The following is a 1,892-nucleotide window of genomic DNA, read 5'->3' on the forward strand; positions in this document are numbered from 1 at the left end:
GCTGGGACGCCGCCGGGCGCGACGCCGCGATCGCCCGGGTCCGGGAGGCCCGCCCGGGGGGGGAGGGCGGGCCGACCCCGCCCGGGAGCGAACGCGATCACGTGGAAGGAGGCGCCCCGATGGGACTTCGCAGGCGCTCGATCATCAGCCTTGATCCGATCATCGAGTTCGCCCGGAGCGGCTGGAACCGCCCGGGCCGTCGCTCGTTGATCGGCCGCATCATCCGCCGGCGCCGAGACATCTCTCGATGGCACCGGCCTCACGGCCCCGCCTCAGGCATGGGCACGATGCCGGAGAGCCGCACCCATGTCCGACCGGGCCTTGGGGGCGATACGCCTGCCATGGGGGCCGTCACCCGTCCTCGGTTGCTCGGCTCCGCCCCAGTCGACCGCAAAGGGCACATATCGTCGGTTCATGAGCGACCTGGCCTACGACCCCTGGTCCGCCGAATTCGTGGCGGACCCGTATCCGGTGTTCGAGCGGCTCCGCGCCGAGCAACCGGTGTTCTTCCACGAACCCACCGGCCAGTGGGTGATCAGCCGCTACGAGGACGTCGACGGGCTGCTGCGCGACCGTCGCCTCGGGCGGTCGTACCTGCACATCGCGAGCCACGAGGAGTTCGGGCAGGAGCCGGAGCCCGACTTCCTCAAACCCTTCTGGGATCTCATCCGCGCCGGGATGCTCGACGTGGAGCCGCCCACCCACACGCGGTTGCGGCGCCTGGTGTCCAAGGCGTTCACGGCCCGCATGGTGGAGGGCCTGCGCCCGATGATCCGGCGCCTCGCCGAGGAGCTCGCGGCGGGGCTCGCCGACAGGGGCGGCGGCGACCTGCTCGCCGAGATCGCCGAGCCGCTGCCGGTGAACGTGATCGCCGAGATGCTGGGCGTCCCCGTCGAAGACCGGCACCTGCTGCGCCCCTGGTCGGCCGACATCTGCGGCATGTACGAGCTGAACCCGCCCGAGGAGGTCCAGCGGACCGCCGTCCGCGCGGCCGTGGAGTTCTCCGACTACCTTCGCGACCTGGCCCGCGCCCGGCGGAGCGAGCCGGGTGACGACCTCATCACCGCCTTGGCCCACGTCGTTGACGAGGGCGACCGGCTCACCGAGGACGAGCTGATCGGCACCTGCGTCCTGCTCCTCAACGCGGGCCACGAGGCCACGGTGAACGCGACGGGCAACGGCTGGTGGACGCTGTTCCGCAACCCCGGCCAGCTGGAGCGCCTCCGCTCCGATCCGTCGCTCGTGCCCACCGCGGTCGAGGAACTGCTGCGCTACGACACCCCGGCGCCCATGTTCGAACGATGGGTGCTGGAGGACATCAGGGTCGCCGGCGTCGACATCCCGCGTGGCGCCGAGGTCGCCCTCCAGTTCGCGTCCGCCAACCGTGACCCGGAGGTGTTCGTCGACCCGAACCGGCTCGACCTGGGCCGCGACCCGAACCCGCACATCACCTTCGGCCTCGGCATCCACTACTGCCTGGGCGCCCCCCTGGCCCGCATCGAAATGACCGAGTCATTCGGCGCGCTCTTGCGCGCAACCCCCGCCCTGCGCCTCACCACCGAACCAGAGTGGAAGCCCGGCTACGTCCTGAGAGGCCTGACCGCCCTACACGTAGAGCGCTAACCACCCCAGGCCCGCCCCCACCCCCCGCACGCACGACCCAAGCCGCCGCACACGCGGCTCAAGCCCCCCGCACGCGGCTCAAGCCCCCCCCGCACGCGGTCCAAGCCGCTGCGCACGTGGTTCAAGCCGCTGCGCACGTGGTTCAAGCCGCTGCGCACGTGGCTGGCGACTCTTTGAAGTGGCCGAGGTCCGTCGACTTCATCGAGGCGATGCCGCGCGAACCCAACGGCAAGCTCCTCAAGCGCAAGCTCAGGGACCCGTACTGGAAG

General features: G+C 71.2%; 1 protein-coding gene. It reads left to right on the forward strand.

What is annotated here, in order from left to right; all coding sequences use genetic code 11:
* Positions 1 to 414 precede the first annotated feature (414 nt).
* Positions 415 to 1,623 carry a cytochrome P450 gene (locus tag AB0C69_RS41875; RefSeq protein ID WP_360362402.1) on the forward strand — a complete coding sequence of 403 codons (1,209 nt, stop codon included), beginning with the start codon at positions 415 to 417 and terminating at the stop codon, positions 1,621 to 1,623.
* Positions 1,624 to 1,892: the final 269 nt, after the last annotated feature.

The organism is Actinomadura sp. NPDC048032 (genome assembly GCF_040653175.1).
Classification (GTDB): domain Bacteria; phylum Actinomycetota; class Actinomycetes; order Streptosporangiales; family Streptosporangiaceae; genus Spirillospora; species Spirillospora verrucosospora.